Origin of the sequence: Capillimicrobium parvum (genome assembly GCF_021172045.1) — a bacterium.
Taxonomy (GTDB): domain Bacteria; phylum Actinomycetota; class Thermoleophilia; order Solirubrobacterales; family Solirubrobacteraceae; genus Capillimicrobium; species Capillimicrobium parvum.
The window spans coordinates 1,192,387-1,209,178 of sequence record NZ_CP087164.1 but is presented as its reverse complement, the minus strand read 5'-3'; the positions used below and the strand labels follow the sequence as shown (position 1 = coordinate 1,209,178).

At 74.3% G+C, this 16,792-nt stretch carries 16 protein-coding genes and 1 riboswitch; of the genes, 6 read left to right on the top strand and 10 right to left on the bottom strand.

Features of this window, described 5'->3' with window-relative positions; translation table 11 throughout:
* Positions 1–9: 9 nt before the first annotated feature.
* Positions 10–915 carry a cyclase family protein gene (locus tag DSM104329_RS05905; protein ID WP_259314469.1) on the bottom strand — a complete coding sequence of 302 codons (906 nt, stop codon included), beginning with the start codon at positions 913–915 and terminating at the stop codon, positions 10–12.
* Between the two features lie 106 nt (positions 916–1,021).
* Between DSM104329_RS05905 and DSM104329_RS05900 the strand changes: the two genes are divergently transcribed.
* Positions 1,022–2,263 carry an LLM class flavin-dependent oxidoreductase gene (locus DSM104329_RS05900; protein ID WP_259314468.1) on the top strand — a complete coding sequence of 414 codons (1,242 nt, stop codon included), beginning with the start codon at positions 1,022–1,024 and terminating at the stop codon, positions 2,261–2,263.
* An 18-nt stretch (positions 2,264–2,281) separates the two neighbouring features.
* On the opposite strand, the gene DSM104329_RS05895 is transcribed toward DSM104329_RS05900, so the two are convergent.
* The 3 genes from DSM104329_RS05895 to DSM104329_RS05885 all read right to left on the bottom strand — a co-directional run bounded on the left by DSM104329_RS05895 (position 2,282) and on the right by DSM104329_RS05885 (position 4,729).
* On the bottom strand, positions 2,282–2,692 hold the full coding sequence (locus DSM104329_RS05895; protein ID WP_259314467.1) for a thiol-disulfide oxidoreductase DCC family protein: 411 nt from the start codon (positions 2,690–2,692) through the stop codon (positions 2,282–2,284).
* A gap of 9 nt (positions 2,693–2,701) precedes the next feature.
* Positions 2,702–3,820, bottom strand: a complete 1,119-nt coding sequence (locus tag DSM104329_RS05890) for a hypothetical protein (RefSeq protein WP_259314466.1) — start codon at positions 3,818–3,820, stop codon at positions 2,702–2,704.
* Positions 3,821–3,916: 96 nt separating this feature from the next.
* Complete coding sequence (locus DSM104329_RS05885) at positions 3,917–4,729, bottom strand: NlpC/P60 family protein (protein WP_259314465.1); 813 nt, start codon at positions 4,727–4,729, stop codon at positions 3,917–3,919.
* Positions 4,730–4,776: 47 nt separating this feature from the next.
* Positions 4,777–4,937: riboswitch (cyclic di-AMP (ydaO/yuaA leader) on the bottom strand.
* A 108-nt stretch (positions 4,938–5,045) separates the two neighbouring features.
* Between DSM104329_RS05885 and DSM104329_RS05880 the strand changes: the two genes are divergently transcribed.
* The gene (locus DSM104329_RS05880) at positions 5,046–6,764 is read left to right on the top strand and encodes an ABC transporter ATP-binding protein (protein WP_326924483.1); all 1,719 of its coding nucleotides are present in this window, start codon (positions 5,046–5,048) and stop codon (positions 6,762–6,764) included.
* A 129-nt stretch (positions 6,765–6,893) separates the two neighbouring features.
* On the opposite strand, the gene DSM104329_RS05875 is transcribed toward DSM104329_RS05880, so the two are convergent.
* The gene (locus tag DSM104329_RS05875) at positions 6,894–8,021 is read right to left on the bottom strand and encodes a M20/M25/M40 family metallo-hydrolase (RefSeq protein WP_259314464.1); all 1,128 of its coding nucleotides are present in this window, start codon (positions 8,019–8,021) and stop codon (positions 6,894–6,896) included.
* Positions 8,022–8,315: 294 nt separating this feature from the next.
* Between DSM104329_RS05875 and DSM104329_RS05870 the strand changes: the two genes are divergently transcribed.
* Complete coding sequence (locus tag DSM104329_RS05870) at positions 8,316–8,987, top strand: hypothetical protein (protein WP_259314463.1); 672 nt, start codon at positions 8,316–8,318, stop codon at positions 8,985–8,987.
* Positions 8,988–8,991: 4 nt separating this feature from the next.
* On the opposite strand, the gene DSM104329_RS05865 is transcribed toward DSM104329_RS05870, so the two are convergent.
* Positions 8,992–9,390, bottom strand: coding sequence for a hypothetical protein (locus DSM104329_RS05865; protein ID WP_259314462.1), 399 nt, complete (start codon positions 9,388–9,390; stop codon positions 8,992–8,994).
* 73 nt (positions 9,391–9,463) lie between these two features.
* On the bottom strand, positions 9,464–10,033 hold the full coding sequence (locus DSM104329_RS05860) for a histidine phosphatase family protein (RefSeq protein WP_259314461.1): 570 nt from the start codon (positions 10,031–10,033) through the stop codon (positions 9,464–9,466).
* Positions 10,034–10,139: 106 nt separating this feature from the next.
* Between DSM104329_RS05860 and DSM104329_RS05855 the strand changes: the two genes are divergently transcribed.
* Both DSM104329_RS05855 and DSM104329_RS05850 read left to right on the top strand, forming a co-directional pair.
* Positions 10,140–10,301, top strand: coding sequence for a hypothetical protein (locus DSM104329_RS05855; RefSeq protein ID WP_259314460.1), 162 nt, complete (start codon positions 10,140–10,142; stop codon positions 10,299–10,301).
* A gap of 95 nt (positions 10,302–10,396) precedes the next feature.
* Positions 10,397–11,149, top strand: a complete 753-nt coding sequence (locus DSM104329_RS05850) for an ATP-grasp domain-containing protein (protein WP_259314459.1) — start codon at positions 10,397–10,399, stop codon at positions 11,147–11,149.
* A gap of 3 nt (positions 11,150–11,152) precedes the next feature.
* Here the strand turns inward: DSM104329_RS05850 and DSM104329_RS05845 are convergent, their stop codons facing one another.
* Entirely contained in the window at positions 11,153–13,135 is a 1,983-nt protein-coding gene (locus DSM104329_RS05845) for an AAA family ATPase (protein ID WP_259314458.1), read from the bottom strand.
* 91 nt (positions 13,136–13,226) lie between these two features.
* Between DSM104329_RS05845 and DSM104329_RS05840 the strand changes: the two genes are divergently transcribed.
* Complete coding sequence (locus tag DSM104329_RS05840) at positions 13,227–14,480, top strand: wax ester/triacylglycerol synthase domain-containing protein (RefSeq protein ID WP_259314457.1); 1,254 nt, start codon at positions 13,227–13,229, stop codon at positions 14,478–14,480.
* Positions 14,481–14,508: 28 nt separating this feature from the next.
* Here the strand turns inward: DSM104329_RS05840 and DSM104329_RS05835 are convergent, their stop codons facing one another.
* Entirely contained in the window at positions 14,509–15,918 is a 1,410-nt protein-coding gene (locus DSM104329_RS05835; RefSeq protein WP_259314456.1) for an FAD-binding oxidoreductase, read from the bottom strand.
* Positions 15,919–16,716, bottom strand: coding sequence for a hypothetical protein (locus tag DSM104329_RS05830; protein WP_259314455.1), 798 nt, complete (start codon positions 16,714–16,716; stop codon positions 15,919–15,921).
* Between the last annotated feature and the right edge of the window lie 76 nt (positions 16,717–16,792).

Genomic DNA, 16,792 nt, shown 5'->3' with positions numbered 1-16,792 from the left:
GATTTGTCGCTAGCCGATGGCCACGGGGTTGACGGGGCTGGCGGTGGCGCCGGTGACCGGGAGCGGGCAGGCCACGAAGAGGAACTCCCGGCAGGCGTCGCGCGCGAGCTGGGCGAGGTCGAGGTGCTCGACGAGGTAGATCCCGCGCCGCGACAGCAGCTCCACGTGGACGACCATGAACTCGCCGCCGTCGAACGGCATGGCCTCGACCGCGGTGTTGTCGGCGCCGACGATCGTCACGTCCGCATCGGCGAGCAGCCGCGCCGCCTCGAGGCCGAGGCCCGGCTGCTCGAAGGACATCTGCTGCCCGGTCGCGTAGAAGCGCTCGAGCCATCCGGTGCGGATCAGCACGGCATCGCCGCGGCGCGGCTCGGTGCCCTGCGCGTCGAGCGCGGCGCGCAGCTCCTCGCCGCTGATCACGTGCCCGGGCTCGAGGCAGTCGACGCCCTGCGCGGCGGCGACATCCACGAGCACACCGCGCGTCGCGACCGGTCCGGCCTTGTCGATGCCGCAGTGGCGGGCTCCGCCGAAGGAGCTCATGCCGTCGAACGGGAAGCCGTTGTACATCGTGGCTCCGTGGTAGACGTGGGCGAGCGCGTCCATGTGCGTGGCGGTGTGCGAGCCCATGATGAGCATGTCCTCGTGGGACCCCACGCCGCCGCCGCCCCCGAAGGCCTCGAGCATCTCCTCGTCGGTGTGGTTGATGAGCGTCAGCCGCTGCGCGGGGCCGCGGTACTCGACACTGGGCACGCCGGTGCGGCCGATCGGCAGCCCGAGGGGATAGACCTTGCCCGCGCGGCACGCGCGCGTGCCGGCCAGGACGGTCTCGCCGTCGAGGTGGTTCAGCGCGCCGCGCTCGTCGTCGGCTCCCCACCGCCCCCAGTTCGTCCCCTGCGGGACCGGCTCAATCGCCATGGCCCCTCCGCTCCGTCGTCGCTGCGACCATGTTCTCTCTCCTCGCCAAGACCGGAAATGAGTGTACTCTCTTGCCTTCCAGAGCGGAAGAGGAGAGGGCTCAGCGATGAAGGTAACCGTGTTCGCCATGCCGACCGTGCCGGCGACGAGCGACGAGCGCGTCGCCCTTCGCCCGGTCGGCCGCAACCCGGAGCGCTACCAGATGATGGTGCAGGAGCTCCGCGGGCTGGCGCAGCTCGCCGACGACTACGGCATCACGGCCTTCGCGACGACCGAGCACCACTTCCACACCGAGGGCGGCGAGGGCAACCCCAACCCGCTGCTCATGTTCAGCCACCTCGCCGGGCTGACGAAGCGCATCACGTTCATCCCGCTCTCGGTCGTGCTCTCGGCCCAGGACCCGCTGCGCGTCGCCGAGGACGTCGCGCTGTTCGACCACCTGTATCCCGGCCGGATCGCCGTCGGGTTCGCCCGCGGGTACCAGAAGCGCTGGATCCAGGTCCTCACCCAAGGTCGCGGAGCGGCCGCCTGGGAGCCGACCGACAACGGCGACGCGCGCAACCGCGCCATCTTCAACGACCACCTGGCCGTCGTCCTCAAGGCGTGGGACAACGACGTCTTCGACTACCGCGGCGAGCACTACCAGGTGCCGTTCCCCTACGACGAGGGCGTGCGCGGGTGGGCGGCGCCCGATTGGACCCGCCGCTACGGCGCTGACGGCGAGATCGACGACGAGGGCGTGATCCGCAAGATCGGGACGGTGCCGCCCATGTACACGTGCCGGCGGCCCGAGCTGTTCATGCCGTTCGGGATCTCGCAGGAGACGCTGCGCACCGCGGTCGAGCACGACATGACGCTCATGCTCGCCGAGGGCCGCCCCGAGAAGTTCGGCGAGCTGTGCGAGTTCTACCGCACCGAGACCGAGCGCCTGGGCAAGCCGCGCCGGCTCGGCGCGAAGATCGCGGCGGTGCGCGGGGTGGCGCTCGGGGACACCACGGAGGAGGCCTTCGACGTCGCCACCCGCACGATGGGCTACGAGTGGCAGCAGTACTTCAGCCTGTTCGGCGGCTTCACCGAGGCCTTCCGCACGCCGGAGGACGCCCCGGACCGCCCGGTCATGTTCGCCGACGAGGCGGCGTGCACGCGGCGGCTGATGGAGGTGCGCCACGCGCTCGTCGGCACCCCCGACGAGGTCAAGTTCCAGCTCGACGACCTGCACCGCATCCACGGTGACGGCGAGCTCGAGTGGCTCGTGTGGAACTTCTTCAGTCAGGGCATCCTGCCGCCGGACGCCTGGAAGAAGCAGCTCGAGCTCTTCGTCGAGAAGGTGTGGCCGGCGTTTCGGTGATCGGCGGACGGCGCGGCGTCAGCGCACCGCGGCGCGCCGGTCGATGCGCGCCTGCGCCCCGCGCTTGAGGGCGCCCGGCACGAGGCGGCTCAGGCCGGTGCGATGGTCGGCCACCCAGCGGTAGGCGAGCTCGGTCGGCGCGGGCAGGCGGCCCGCCAGCCAGGCGACCGGCGCCCCGGCCGGCAGCTCGTCGGCGATGACCGACACCGCCGTCCCGCCGGAGTGGATCCGGCCGGCGGCGTCCACGACGTGCGCCGAGCGCAGCCGCTCGCCGACCGGGATGCCGGCGAGCAGCGCCTGGCCCTCGGCCGACTGGATCGCGACCGGCCGCAGCCGGGCCCGGACGTCCCAGTCGAGCAGCCGCGCGACGCAGAAGCGGCAGAAGCCGCAGTCGGCGTCGTACAGGACGGTCAGTGGGGCCGGCGCCACGGGCGCCCGCTACCCGCGCCCGGCGCGCATCACCAGACGGCCGCGGCGCAGCGGCGGCTTCGTCGCGGTCACGCGCAGCGGAGAGGAGCGGCGGGCCCCGACGCGCAGCACGGCCCGCCCGCGGGCGTCCGTCCGCGCGGAGGCGCCGCCGGCGCGCACGCGCGCGCCCGCGACCGGGTGCGCGCTGCCGGCGAAGCGCAGGCTCGCCGTCACGATGAGCCGGCCCCGCGCGCCCGTCCGCACCTGCAACCGCAGCCGCGCCGCCGCGCGCGGCACGAAGCTCACGAGCTCGCCGTGGCCGGTGCCGAACGTCGGCGTGCGGCCCTGCGGATCCAGCGGCTGGATCATCCAGTGCAGCCAGCCGCCGAGCGCATCGACGACTCCGAGCCCCTCGGACTCGCCCGCCCAGGTCCGCTCGATCTCCAGGCGGCGCGCCCCGGTGGCGGGGTCCACCGACCAGACCTGGAACGGTCCGGTCCCCTGACCGGCGAGCAGCAGGCGCCCGCCGAAGAACGCCGCTCCGGTGATCCCGCTCGGCGGCACCGCGCCGGGGAGCCGCCGCACCGGCCTGATCGGCACGTCGCCGGCGGCCGGCTGCACGTCGCTCGTCCTGTAGGCGAGCAGGTCCTGTCCCGCCGACGTCCACAGCAGCTGCCCGTCGGGCGACGCCTCGACCCACATCGCCTTCGGGACGTCCGCGGGGTCCAGCAGCGTGCGCCCCAGCCAGGTCAGGTTCGCGTCGGCCACGCCGAAGGCGCCGCGTCCGCACGTGTTGCCCGCGTTCGGGGCGCCCGGCGTGTAGCACTCGAGCGGCAGGATCAGCCGTCCGCCGGTGAAGGTCGGATCGCCGAGGTGGTTGAAGCCCTCGCTCGCGGTGACGGCGAGCGGAAGCAGGTTCGCGTTGCGCGCCTGCTCCCGCAGCTCGAGGTCCGTGCGGTACCCGCCGACGTAGACGCCGTCGAAGAGCAACCGTCCGGCCGCCGTGTCCGGCGCAATCCCCTGGTAGTACTCGATCGGGATCTCCGACAGCGAGGTCTGCACCCAGCGGCCGGGGTCGGCCGCCCGGGCCGCCGCCGGCAGCGTGCCGAGCAGCACGAGGACGGCGGCGATCATGACCCGGCGGCGCACGCCGGAGAAGTTACCGGCGGCCGGGGCGTGCGGGAGCGCCCCGGCCGCCGGCCCACACGCGGCCGTTACCCTGCCACGGCCGCGCAGACCTGGGGCCTAGAGACCCTCCGGATGGCGGATCGTGTAGCCCGACGAAGAGCGCATGTCCTTCTGCCAGCGCGACGGGCGCGCCCCGGACGTGTCGAACCGCAGGCCCGCGACGACCATGTACATGTGGCTGCCCTTGGCGTAGATCGTCACCCACGTGCCGTCGCCGGACTCGCCCCACGTCGTGAAGCTGCCCGAGGGCATCGACTGGTCGAGCAGGCCGGCGCCGTGCAGCGCGTACGACACCGAGCCCGAACAGTCGTAGCCGCTGTCGATCCACCTGCCGTGGCCGCCGCCGTACCGGTACGGCTTGCTCGCGATCTCGTTGCCCGACGCGATGATCGCCTTGACCTCCGGCGGGGCGCTCGCGGGCGCGGTGGCCGTCCCGTCGGCGTTGAGCACCGCCTTCGCGCCGGGGACCTCGACGGCGGGCGCGGGGGTCGTCGCGGTCGGCGAGGCGCCGCCGGCCCCGCTCAGCGGGTCGTCGGCCGGGACCGTGTCGCCGGACGCGGTCATGGCCGAGCGGCGCTGCGCGACCGCCGTGGCGGCCGCGGTGCGCAGCATGGGCGCCTCCGTCGTCTCGAGGCGGCCGTTGGCGGGGAGGCCCGCCGTCGACTCGAAGCGCTGGACGGCGCGGCGGGTGGCGGGGCCGAACTCGCCGTCGGCGGTCAGCGTGGCGTCACCCGCACGGCGCAGCAGGATCTGGGCGGTCTTGACGTCGCCGCCGGACATGCCGGTGGCGAGCGTGCGGGCGCCGAACTTGGCGGCGAGCGCGGTCTGCGGGACGACGACGGCGGGAAGCGAGACAACACCAGCCGTCACCGCGGCTACGGCAAAGAAGCGTATGTGAGGCACTGCAGGACGGTCCCTTTCTCTTTCTCCGTGCCTGCGGGGTTAGCTGTCGGGCTCGCGCAGAAAGAGCAGCGCTACGCCGGCGTCATGCCGGTGATTCGCCCCGGGCCGTACTGGACGGCCAATGGGTCCCCCGCTGCTTGCCGGCGGAACGGCAAGCATTCGGCGTTGGTCATTCGACGGCGCGAACTGTAGCGCAACGGACGGCGAGACGTTTTCCATAACCGCGGTCGGGGCGTTTCCCGTAACAGTTGGTGATCTCAACTATTTGGGATAGAATGCTCATGTGCGCATCGCCTCCCTGTTTCGCCCATACCGCGGCCGACTGGCCGTCGTCCTGGGCCTGATCGTCCTCTCAGCAGGGATTTCGATGGTGTCGCCGTTCCTCCTCCGGGACGTGCTCGACACCGCGCTGCCGCAACGAAACACCCAGCTGCTCGCGTGGCTGGTCGGCGGCATGATCGCGGTGGCGATCGTCACCGGCGCGCTCTCCGTCGCGCAGACCTGGTTGTCGACCCTCGTGGGCCAGCAGGTCATGCACGACCTGCGCGCGAAGGTCTACCGCCACCTCCAGCGCCTGCCGCTCGCGTTCTTCACGCGGACCCGGACCGGCGAGGTCCAGTCGCGCATCGCCAACGACATCGGCGGCGTCCAGTCGGTCGTCACGTCGACGGCGACCTCGATCGTCTCCAACGTCACCACGGTCACCGCCACGATCGTCGCGATGGTGCTGCTCGACCCGCTGCTGGCCGGCCTCTCCCTCGCGATCCTGCCGGTGTTCGTCTGGCTCAGCCGCCGCGTCGGCCGCGAGCGCCGCCGGATCACCTCCAAGCGGCAGGAGACCATGGCCGACATCTCCACGCTCGTGGAGGAGTCGCTCTCCGTGTCGGGCATCCTGCTCGGCAAGACGATGGGCCGCTCGGCCGAGCTGGCCGAGCGCTTCAGCGGAGAGTCCGAGCGCCTGGCCCACCTCGAGGTTCGCAGCCGCATGGCCGGCCGGTGGGTCATGGCGACGATCCAGACCTCGTTCGCGGTGATGCCGGCGCTCGTCTACCTGTTCGCGGGCCTCTCCCCCGACGCGGTCTCGATCGGCACGGTCGTCGCGTTCACCACGCTGCAGACGCGCCTGCTCATGCCGATCGGCCAGCTGCTGTCGGTCGGCGTCGAGGTGCAGAGCTCGCTCGCGCTCTTCGACCGCATCTTCGAGTACCTCGACCTGCCCGTGGAGATCCGCGGCGGCGCCACCGAGCTCGTCCCGCGCGGGGGCCACGTCGCGTTCGACGACGTCTGGTTCCGCTACGCGCCCGACGCCCCGTGGACGCTGCGCGGCGTGACGATCGACGTTCCGCCCGGCACGACGCTGGCCGTCGTCGGCGAGACCGGCGCGGGCAAGACGACGCTCGGCTACCTGCTGGCCCGGCTCTACGACGCCGAGCGCGGCGCGCTGCGCATCGACGGCGTCGACGTCCGCGACGCGACGCTCGACTCGCTCGCGGCGACCATCGGGCTCGTCTCGCAGGAGACCTACCTCTTCCACGCGACCATCGCGGAGAACCTGCGCTTCGCGCGTCCCGACGCCACCGACGCCGAGCTCGAGGCCGCCGCCCGCGCCGCCCGCATCCACGACCTCATCGCCTCGCTGCCCGAGGGCTATGAGACGACGGTCGGCGAGCGGGGCTACCGGTTCAGCGGCGGCGAGAAGCAGCGCATCGCGATCGCGCGCACCGTGCTGCGCAACCCGCCGGTGCTCATCCTCGACGAGGCGACCAGCGCGCTGGACACCGAGACCGAGCGCGCGGTGCAGGAGGCGCTCGACGAGCTCGCCGCCCACCGCACCACCGTGGCCATCGCGCACCGCCTGTCGACGGTCCGCCGCGCGGACCAGATCGTCGTGCTCGACGGCGGGCGCGTCGCCGAGCGCGGCACCCACGAGCAGCTGCTCGCCCTCGGCGGGCGCTACGCCGCGCTCGTCCACGGCGGCACGACCGAGCTGCTCGCCGCGTAGCGCCCCGACGGAGAGGCGACCGGGGCGGGGTCCGCCGCGCGCTGCGCGCGCTGACCGCAAGTTGCGCGCCGGGCCCGCGTTCACATCGGCATGAGTGGCCGGCGGGAGCGCCATCGGCGGCGGGCGCCGCTACGCCAGCAGCGCGTCGACGACCGCCAGCGCGACCTCGGCCCGGGAGCGCAGCGACGCGCGCAGGACGAACTCGTGCGGCGCATGGGCGCCGCCCCCGCGGGGGCCGAGGCCGTCGACGGTCAGGGGGATCGACGGGGCGAAGTGGCTGGCGTCGCTGGCGCCGCCGCGGCCCGCGCCGACGATCGGCCGGCCGAGGCGCTCGGCCGCTGCGGACAGCAGCGGCGCGGTCTCCTCGCGGGCGTCCATCGCCGGCCAGATGCGGGCGAACTCGGCGTGGAGCTCCGCGCCGCCGACCTCGCGCGGCACCTGGCCGAGCACGTCGTGGAAGGCCGCCGTGCGGTCCGAGCGAAGGTCGCAGAACAGCTCGCCGCCCGACGGCACGACGTTGAACGCGTCGCCGGAGTGCAGGACGGTCGGCACCGCGGTCAGTCGATCCGGGCCGGACGGGTCGTGAGTCTCCGCGACGGCCTGCGCGGCGGCGGCGAGCGCCAGCAGCGCGTTGCGGCCGCGCTCGGGCGCCGAGCCGGAGTGCGACGAGGCGCCGACTGCGCGGACGTGCAGCGTGCCGGCCGCCTTGCGGCGGACGACGACGGCCTCGTCGCCGTCGGGCGTCAGCTGGCCGGCCTCGAAGCACAGGCACGCATCCCAGCCCTCGAAGCGCTCGACGTGGGTGAACGGCGCGCTGCGCCACTCCTCGTCGCAGACCAGCAGCAGCGCCGCCTCGGCGAAGTCGTGCGGCCGCAGCGCGAGCGCGCGGAGCACGCCGAGCGCGACCACGTCGCCGCCCTTCATGTCGACGGCGCCCGAGCCGACGAGCCGGTCCTGCTCGCGCAGCAGCGGCCGGTGGTCCTCGTGGGCGACCACCGTGTCGAGGTGGCCGAGCAGCAGGATCCGGCGGGCGCCGGTGCCGGGCAGGCGCAGGACGAGGTCCTCGGCGTGACCGGGGCTCGAGCAGGGCAGGCGCTCGCTCGCCGCGGCGGCCGGCGCCAGGGCGCTCGCCACGGAGATGCACTCCTCCGCGCCGTGCACGTCGCCCGACGGCGAGGACACCGCCACGAGCGCCTCGAGCTCGCGCTCCGCGCGCGCCGTGATCTCCGCGGCCTGCTCGGCGATCCACCCGCTCACGCCGCCCGCTCCCGCCACTCCGGCCCCCAGACATCACCCATCCGGCGAACCGTAGACGACCGCCCGGGATTCGGGCGCTCGGACCTCGGGTACGCCGGGCGCGGCGGTCCGTCCCGTGACCGTCGGCTCGAAAGGGCGTCCAGCGACGCCGCCAGGCAAGGACGCAGACCCGAAGGAATCCCCCTGGGATTTCGAGTGGTCGAGGACACAGCATGGCGGTGATCGATGGACGTCATTTCGGGTCGACGGTTGCGAGACGGGCCGCATGTTCACCTGTCCACGGAGGAGGACTCCATGAACCATCGCGTTGCCCTCGTCGCGGTGACGGCGGTCGGCGCCGCGCTCGCCGCCCCAGGCATGGCCGCCGCGCAGCTGCCCGCGCCCCCGTCGCTGCCGCCCGGCTCGTCGGCCGACCCGGTCACCGGCGTCGTCACGACGGTCACGGGCATCGTGCTCGGCGTGCTCGACCCGGTCACCGGACAGCTCGTCCCCGCCCCGGCGGCGCCCCCGCCCCCACCCGAGGATCCGCAGGCGCAGGGCGCCGGCGGAGCTGGGAACCCTCCGGCGGCCCCGCCGGCCGCGGGCGCGCCCGTCAAGGGGACGGCGCCGATCAGCGCGAAGGACTCCACGGCGCCGCGGCTGCAGCTGCGCGTCGACCGGCGGACCGAGGCCGCTACCGCCCGGCGCTCCGGGATCCGCGTCATCGCCCGCTGCAGCGAGGACTGCACGGCAACGCTGAGGGTCCTGCGCGGCAAGCAGGTCGGCCGCAAGCGGGTGACGATGTCGAAGATGCGGACGTACATCCTGCGCGTGAAGCTCAACAAGCGGGGCAGGGCGGTCGCGGCCAGGTCCCGCACGTCGACGAAGCTGCGGGTCACCGGCCGCGCCGTTGACACGGCCGGCAACCTCAGCTCGACGGTCAGGAAGACCACCTACGTGCGCGCCGCCAAGCCGGCGAGACGCTGAGCTCCTACGACAGGCGCTCGCGCTCGGAGCGCGCCGGCGTGGGATCGGTGCGGGTCTCGGCGGCCGCGGGGTCGCGGTCGTCGAGCAGCTCGCGGTCGCGCTGGAAGCGCGCGTCGTCGGGGTCGCCGAGCGCGTCGTCGGCCATGCCCTTCTCGTGCAGCTCCGCGCGCGACTCGTGCAGCTCGGCCTCGGCGCGGGCGCGGCGGGCCTCCTGCTCGGCGATCTGCGCCTGGGCCTCGCGCTGCTCGGCCTCCGAGCGATGACGGTCGGCTGCAAGGCTGCGGCGCTCGTCCATCCGCCGCTCGGCTGCGCGGCGCTGCATGCGCGGGCGCATCAGCATGATCGCGGCAAGCACGACCAGGGCCACGATCACGACGATCGCGATGATCAATCCGGTGCTCATCGGCATTCCCTCCCGTGGGACGTTTTCAGCCCATGCGCTACCCGCGGCGCGCCGGGCGGCAAACGGCGCGCGGTCAGACTCCCCAGCGCGCCACGGCCGCCGCCCCGTGCTCGCTGCCGAGCACGCCGACCCCCGCGGGCCCAAGGAGGAAGCGACGCCCCTCGGCCGCCGGGAGCCCGAGCCAGCGCGCCGTCAGCACGCGCAGCGCATGCCCGTGGCCGAAGACGAGGGCCCGCTCGCCCGCCCGGTCGCGGATGTCCGCGATGACCTCGTCCATGCGCCGGCCGACGTCGTCGGGCGTCTCCCCGCCGGGGCTTCCGTCGCGCCACAGGTCCCAGTCCGGCCGGGTCTCGTGGATCTGCGCGGTGGTGACGCCCTCGTACTCGCCGTAGTCGAACTCGCGCAGGCGCGCCTCGACCTCCGGCTCGAAGCCCGCGAGGTGCGCGGTGTCGAGCGCGCGGCGCAGCGGGCTGGACAGCACGAGGTCGTAGCGCCGGCCGTCGAGCTTGGAGCGCAGCGCCCGGGCCGCGTCGACCCCGGCCTCGTTGAGCTCGAGATCGGTCGTGCCGGTGTGCTGGCGGGAGACCGTCCACGCCGTGTCGCCGTGACGGGCGAGCCACAGCTCGGGGGGAGCGTCGGCCATGGGCGGGGAATCTACGTGTGCAGGCGACCGTCTGCGTCGCGTTGGGCGGCCGGCGCCGCCGGGGCCACGCCGCGCCCGGCCGCGCCGCCGGGTATTCTCCGGCCCGATGTTCGCCATAAGTGTCGCTGCGCAGATGACCCTCGGGCTCGTGGGCGTGTTCTTCATCTTCTTCCCGCTGCTGGTCAACGTGCTGCTCGGGTTCATCGCGGCGCAGGTCATCGGCGAGCGTCACGAGAACATCGAGTTCGAGCGCACGCACACGTACTGAGCCGCGTCGCGCTCGCCACCTGCGCCGAGCTGCCGGCGCTCGACGAGCCGGAGCGGCTCGTCATCCCCGCACTCGCGGAGCACGGGATCGAGGCGGTGCCCGCGGTCTGGACCGATCCGGCGGTCGACTGGGACGCGTTCGCGCTCGTCGTCGTGCGCTCGACGTGGGACTACATCACCCGGCGCGACGCGTTCCTGGCGTGGGCGCACGGCGTGCCGCGCCTGGCCAACTCCGCCGCGGTGCTCGAGTGGAACATCGACAAGCGCTACCTGGCCGAGCTCGCCGCCGCCGGCCTGCCGGTCGTGCCGACGACGTTCGTCGAACCCGGCGGGGCTCCGGACGCCGCCGCGCTCTCCGGCGAGGTCGTGGTCAAGCCGGCCGTGTCCGCGGGCTCGCTCGACACCGGCCGGCATGCCGACCCGGACGCCGCCGCCGCGCACGTCACGCGGCTGCACGAGGCGGGGCGCACGGCGATGCTCCAGCCCTACGTCGCAGGCGTCGACGAGGCGGGCGAGACGGCGCTCCTGTACCTCGGCGGGCGCTGGTCGCACGCGATCCGCAAGGGCCCCATGCTCGTCGGCGAGCGCCGGACCGTCGACGGGCTGTTCCTGGAGGAGGACATCAGGCCGCGTGAGCCGTCGGCCGCCGAGCTCGAGCTCGGCGAGCACGTCATGGCGGTCGTCGCCGAGCGGTTCGGCTCGCTGCTCTACGCGCGGGTGGACCTGCTGCCGGGACCGGGCGGCGAGCCGCTCGTCGTGGAGGTCGAGCTGACCGAGCCGTCGCTGTACCTCGAGACGAACTCGGGGGCGCCGGGGCGGCTCGCCGCGGCGATCGCCGCGCGGGTCTGACGGTCAGTCGACGCGCTGCTCGAGCACCCACGCGCCGACCCGCGCCGTGGCCTGGCGGAGGCGGCGGAAGTACGTCGCGCGGGAGAGGAAGACCTCGTCGGCGACCGCCTCGTGGCTCGAGCCGGCGTCGAGGTAACCGCGGCGGATGATGCGGGCGAGCAGCTGCTCGTCGGCCGACGCGCCGAACGCGGCATCGACGGACTCGTCGAGCAGCGCGCGCACCGAGGCGGCGCGCTCGGCGGGCGTCGAGCCGGTGGCGAGCGGGCTCCGAGCGAGCTCGAGCGGCCGGTGCGCGGCGCGCAGGGCGTCGCGGACGGTCTCGGCGTCGACCTGCGGACCGCCGCGCGCGGGCGCCCGCTGCGGCGCGGGCGCCGGCAGGCCGAGCTCACCGTAGATGGCGGCGCGCAGGCCGCCGACGACGCCGGCGGGGCCGGTGTCGACGATGTGGCACTCCTGGCGCAGGCCGGCGATCTCGACGTCGAGCTCGTGGATCCGCACGCCGCCCGTGGCCTGCGAGAACGCCACGGCCGCCGCGTTCTCCGGGTCGATCGGCAGCATCATCCGGCGTGGGCTGGCGAGGCCGGAGCGCAGCATCGCCGCGGTGTTCATCAGCGACAGGACGGGTGAGCCGATGTCGCCCTCGGGACCGGTCGTGAAGTCGATCGCGTCGCGCCAGATGAGCACGTTGCCGTCCTCGAAGCGCTCCCGCGCATACGCGAGGCAGCGGCCGAGGACCGCGTCGGTCTCCGCGGCGGCGGGCGCGTTGTCGGGGGTCACGGCGATCGTGTAGCCGGCGATGCGGTCGCGCCGGTCGCGCGCGACGACGACCCGCTCGGGCGCGCGCTGCAGGAGGTCGCGGGTCGGCGGCCACCACTCGGCCTTGCCGCGGCGCAGCAGCGGGCCGCGCAGGGCCTGGACGTCGCCGGGCCGCAGATGGTCGATGCGCAGGTCGACGCTGGCCTCCGCGCCGAAGCCCCAGCGGATCGTCGGGTTGTCGAGCAGCTCGGCGAGGTCGACGAGCAGCCACGGGTTGCCCGCGAGCGCGCGGTCGTGGAGGTGGTCGGCGATGCGGCGGCGCAGCTCGGCCTCCCGCTCGGGCGACCGCAGGCGCAGGTCGGCGCGCAGCGCGAGGCGGGCGACGTCGTGCAGCGTCACGCCCGGGCCGGCGGATTCGACGAACGTCAGCGAACGCAGCCACGCCTCGGCCGCATCGGCATCGACGTCGGGAAGGACGTCGCGCAGCAGGCCGCGCGTGGTCGTGCGGGCCAGGGCGGCGACGGCCGCGACGTCGAGGTTGCCGCCGTCGAGCTCGGTCCGGGCGACGCGGCGCACCAGGGCGCGCACGAGCTCCGGCCGGTCGGTGAGGCCGTCGGCGGCCCAGTCGGGGTCGCCGCTCGCGGCGCCGGCGGCGAGGACCAGCGCGAGCGGCGAGCCCTCCGCCCACTGGAGGATCTGATCGCTGAGGCCGGGGCTGACGCCGTGGGCGCCGAGCAGCGCGCCGGCCTCGTCGGCCGGCAGCGGCTCGAGCGCGATGTCGGCGACGATGCTCTCCCAGCCGTCGGCGAACCAGTCGGGGTCGGGAGCGGCACGGCCGGCGAGGACGACGACGGCCTGCGCGGGCAGCGACGGCAGCACCCGCGCGCGGAGGTGCGCGCCGGCCGCCGAGATGCGCTCCCAGCTGTCGAAGAGCAGCAGCGGGCGCTCGTCCTCGGACGCGCCCTGCAGCGCCGCCTCGAGCGCGCCGGGGGCGGGCGGCATGCGGCGGCCGTCGACGAACCAGGTGCGCCGGTCATGGCGCCCGGCGCGGCGCGCGAGCTCACGCAGCAGCGTGCTCTTGCCGATCCCGCCCGGGCCGTGGACGAAGACGACGCTCGCCTCGGGGTCGTCGCCGAGCAGGCTCTCGAGGAACGCGAGCTCGCGGTCGCGACCGACGAAGCGGCTGGCGTCGCGGTGCTCGAGCCGTTCTCCGAGGGTGGATGGTTCCATCAGGCCTCCCTGCCATGGGCCATGCCGGAACCCTAACCGGACACGGCCGTGCCGGTTGGAACTTCTCGCGCAGGCAGGTGACAATGGCGTCATGGACGCGGACGCCATCCCGCTGACGCCCGAGGACGTCGCGATCCTCGCGCTCGAGTGCCAGACGATCGCGGGTCACACCTGCAAGGTCGTGCGGGTCGCGGGCGAGCCGGACCTCGAGGCGCTGCGGGCCTCCATCGCCCAGCGCATCCACGCGGCGCCGCTGCTGACGCGCCGCCTCGGCGGGTCCGGCGAGGCGCCGGCGTGGGTGCCGGACACGAGCTTCGACCTCTCCGCCCACGTGGTGCCCGTGCCGGTCGACGCGCCGCTCGACGAGGCCGAGCTTCGGCTCGAGGTCGCGCGCCTGTTCGAGCAGCGCCTGGACCGCTCGCGGCCGCTGTGGCGGATGGACGTCGCGCCGACGGACGGCGGCGGCATGGCGATCATCTGGCGCATCCACCACGCGCTGGCCGACGGCACGGCGGCGATGCGCTACGCGCAGGCGCTGCTGTGGGACCCCGCGGAGGGCGAGGCGGCGTCCGCGGCCGCGGCGAAGGTCACCGCCCAGCACGCGGCGGACGAGGAGCGCCGGCGCGGGCACCTCGCCGGCTTCATGCGCCGCGAGTTCGCCCGCTCGCGCACCCGCTCGCCGTTCGACGGCGAGGTCGGGACGCGACGGGTCGTGGCGTTCGCGAGCGTGCCGCTGCGCGAGCTGCACGATGCGGCGCGCGCGCTGGCGGACGCGACCCTCAACGACGCGGTGCTGAGCATCGTCGCGGGTGCCCTGCGCCGGTGGATCGAGCACCACCACGGCGCCCTCGGGACCGTCCGGGTGCGGGTGCCGGTCAGCCTGCACCACGAGGGCGACGACGCGGGCAACCGCGACTCGTTCTTCTCGGTGGCGCTGCCGCTCAACGAGGCCGACCCGATCGCGCGCCTCAAGGCGGTCCACACGGCGACGCTCGAGCGCAAGATCGACCACGACGCCGAGACGATGGACGAGCTGATGCGCGACCTGGCGAAGATCTCGCCGCGGCTGGAGCGCTTCGCCGCCCGCGTCGAGCAGAGCCCCCGGCGCTTTGCCGTCAACGTGTCCAACGTGCCGGGCCCGAGGACGCCGGTGACGGTCCTCGGCTCCCCGCTCGACACGCTGCACTCGATCGCGGAGATCGGCGAGCGCCACGCGCTGCGGGTGGCGGTCGTGTCGGCGTGCGGCCGGCTCGGGTTCGGGTTCTGCGCGGACCCGTCGATCGTGGAGGACCTCGAGGAGATGGCGCGCGGCGTCGAGATCGAGGCGGCGATCCTGACGGCGTGAGCGCTTGGGCGGACCGCGCCCGCCGTGCTCAGATCGCCTGCTTGAACCGGAAGACGTGGTCGGGGTCGACGGCCTGCTTGATCGCCTTCAGGCGGTCGAGGTTGCTGCCGTAGTACGCCCGCTGCCAGTGCGCGAGCTGGGGGTCGATGTAGTTCTGGTAGCACTGGCCCGACACGAAGGGCGCCATCGCCGCGCGCGACGAGCCCACCCACGACTGACTGGCCGTCGGCGAGTAGTACTGGATGCAGAAGAGCTGGTGGCGGTGCACGAAGGCGGTCGCACCGGGGGCGACGCGGTTGATCGCGCCGCCGTACGGGTCGAAGAGCAGCGTGCCGCCGCGCTCGGCGGCGGCGATGGCGGCGGCGCGACCGCGCGAGGTCAGCGGCTTGGCGACGTAGTCCGATCCGGCATCGAACGGGGCGGGCGAGAAGTGGTCGCACTGGCCGATCGACTCCCCGGCGCATCCGGCCCAGCGCTGCATCAGCGCGAGGTAGCCCGACGTGCCGGTCGACAGCTGCGCGCCGCTGACGCGGGTCAAGGGGGCCAGCAGCCGGCGCAGCGCGCTCTCGGAGCCGAAGAACTGGCCGATCGACGAGACCCGGCGGTTGCCGGCGAGGGTGAACAGCGCGGTCAGCGCGCGCGGTGCGTGAGGGGCGAGCTGCTGCCAGGCCGCGAGCGCCTCGTTCGCCTGGCTCCACGGCCACACCACCTGGAACCACGCCGCGCTCGAGACCCGGTGCGCGCGCAGCTGCAGCGACGTGACGATGCCGAAGTTGCCGCCGCCCCCGCCGCGGCACGCCCAGTACAGCTCCGGGTTCGTGTCGGCGTCGGCGTGGTGCAGGCGCCCGTCGGCGGTCACGATCTGGACCGCCGTGACGTTGTCGCACGTCAGCCCGAACCGGCGGCCGGCGAGGCCCATGCCGCCGCCGAGCGCCAGGCCGCCGAGGCCCACGGTCGGGCACGAGCCGCCCGGGACCGTGGCGCCGCGCCGGGCCAGCGCGGCGTACAGCTCGATGAGCTGGGTGCCCGCCCCAGCGGTGACCGTGCGGCCGCTGAGCGAGACCGAGTCCAGGCGCCGCAGGTCGACCACCAGGCCGCCCTGCGCGGTGCTGTAGCCCGCGTACGAGTGCCCGCCCGAGCGCGCGGTGATGCGCACGGAGTTGCGCCGCGCCCAGCGCACGCAGGCCTGCACGTCGGCGGGCCCCGCGGCGCGCACGACCGCCATCGGCCGGATGCCGGCGTAGCGCGAGTTGAACACGAGGCCCGCGGAGCTGCTCGGCGTGAGCACGGGCCCCTTCACGCTCGCCGCCAGCCGCTTGAGCGCCCTGCTGCGGGCCGCGCCCGCATCGCCGACGGCGACCCAGCTCGGCAGGGCGAGCGCGGCTCCCCCCGCTGCCAGCCGCGCGGCGAACTCGCGACGGGTCAGCGGGTGCTCCATCTACTGCGCGGGCGGCGGCGGCGGGGGCGGCGGCGGCGGCGCGGGCGGGGCGAACCCGGACGAGCTCGACGGACCGTCGCCCGGCAGGCCGGCGATCCCGGCCTCCGGGCGGACCGCCCCGGTGCCCGCGTCGGCCTCGCCGTGCGCGCCGCGCAGCTCGAAGTACAGGGTCGCCGCGGCAAGCGCCGTCAGCGGCACGGTGATGACCGCCCCGACGTAGCCGAGGATGACCTGCCCGACGTCGCCGAGCCCCGCGCCGATCGCGCCGAGGATCAGCGCGATGACGAAGGAGATGATGAAGAACAGCACGATGACGCCGAAGACCTGCCAGCCGTTGCCCTTGACGAGCTGGCGGCTGCGGCCGAAGGCCGGGAACACGCCCGGGCGCTCCAGCACCACGACCGGCGCGACGACCGCCCAGATCGTCAGCAGGAACAGGCCCGGGATGATGATGAGGACGAACCCGATCGCGATGCCGATGCCGGCGAGGATCGACACCCCGATCAGCGGCAGGAGGACCGGCCCGACGGAGTTGATCAGCCCGCCGACGGATTGATCGAGCCGACCGTCGCGCACGTCGCTGACGAGCTCGACGACCATGCCGGTGTAGAGCGTCGACAGGACCAGCGTGACCAGGCTGGCGAGCAGGCCGAGCCCCCACCCCTGGAGCGCGAGGATCCGGAACAGCGCCTCGATCAGGAACAGCACCGCCGCGACGGGGAGCAGGACGCCCGCGTACTGCTGATACGTCTTGAAGACCTTCGAGATGACATCGCCGATGTCGATGTTGCGCGTCACGCAGGGCTCTCCTGGAGCTCGAGGCGGGGAAAGACGGCAAGCATATGGGCGGGGTCGGCGGCACGTCGCAGGCGGT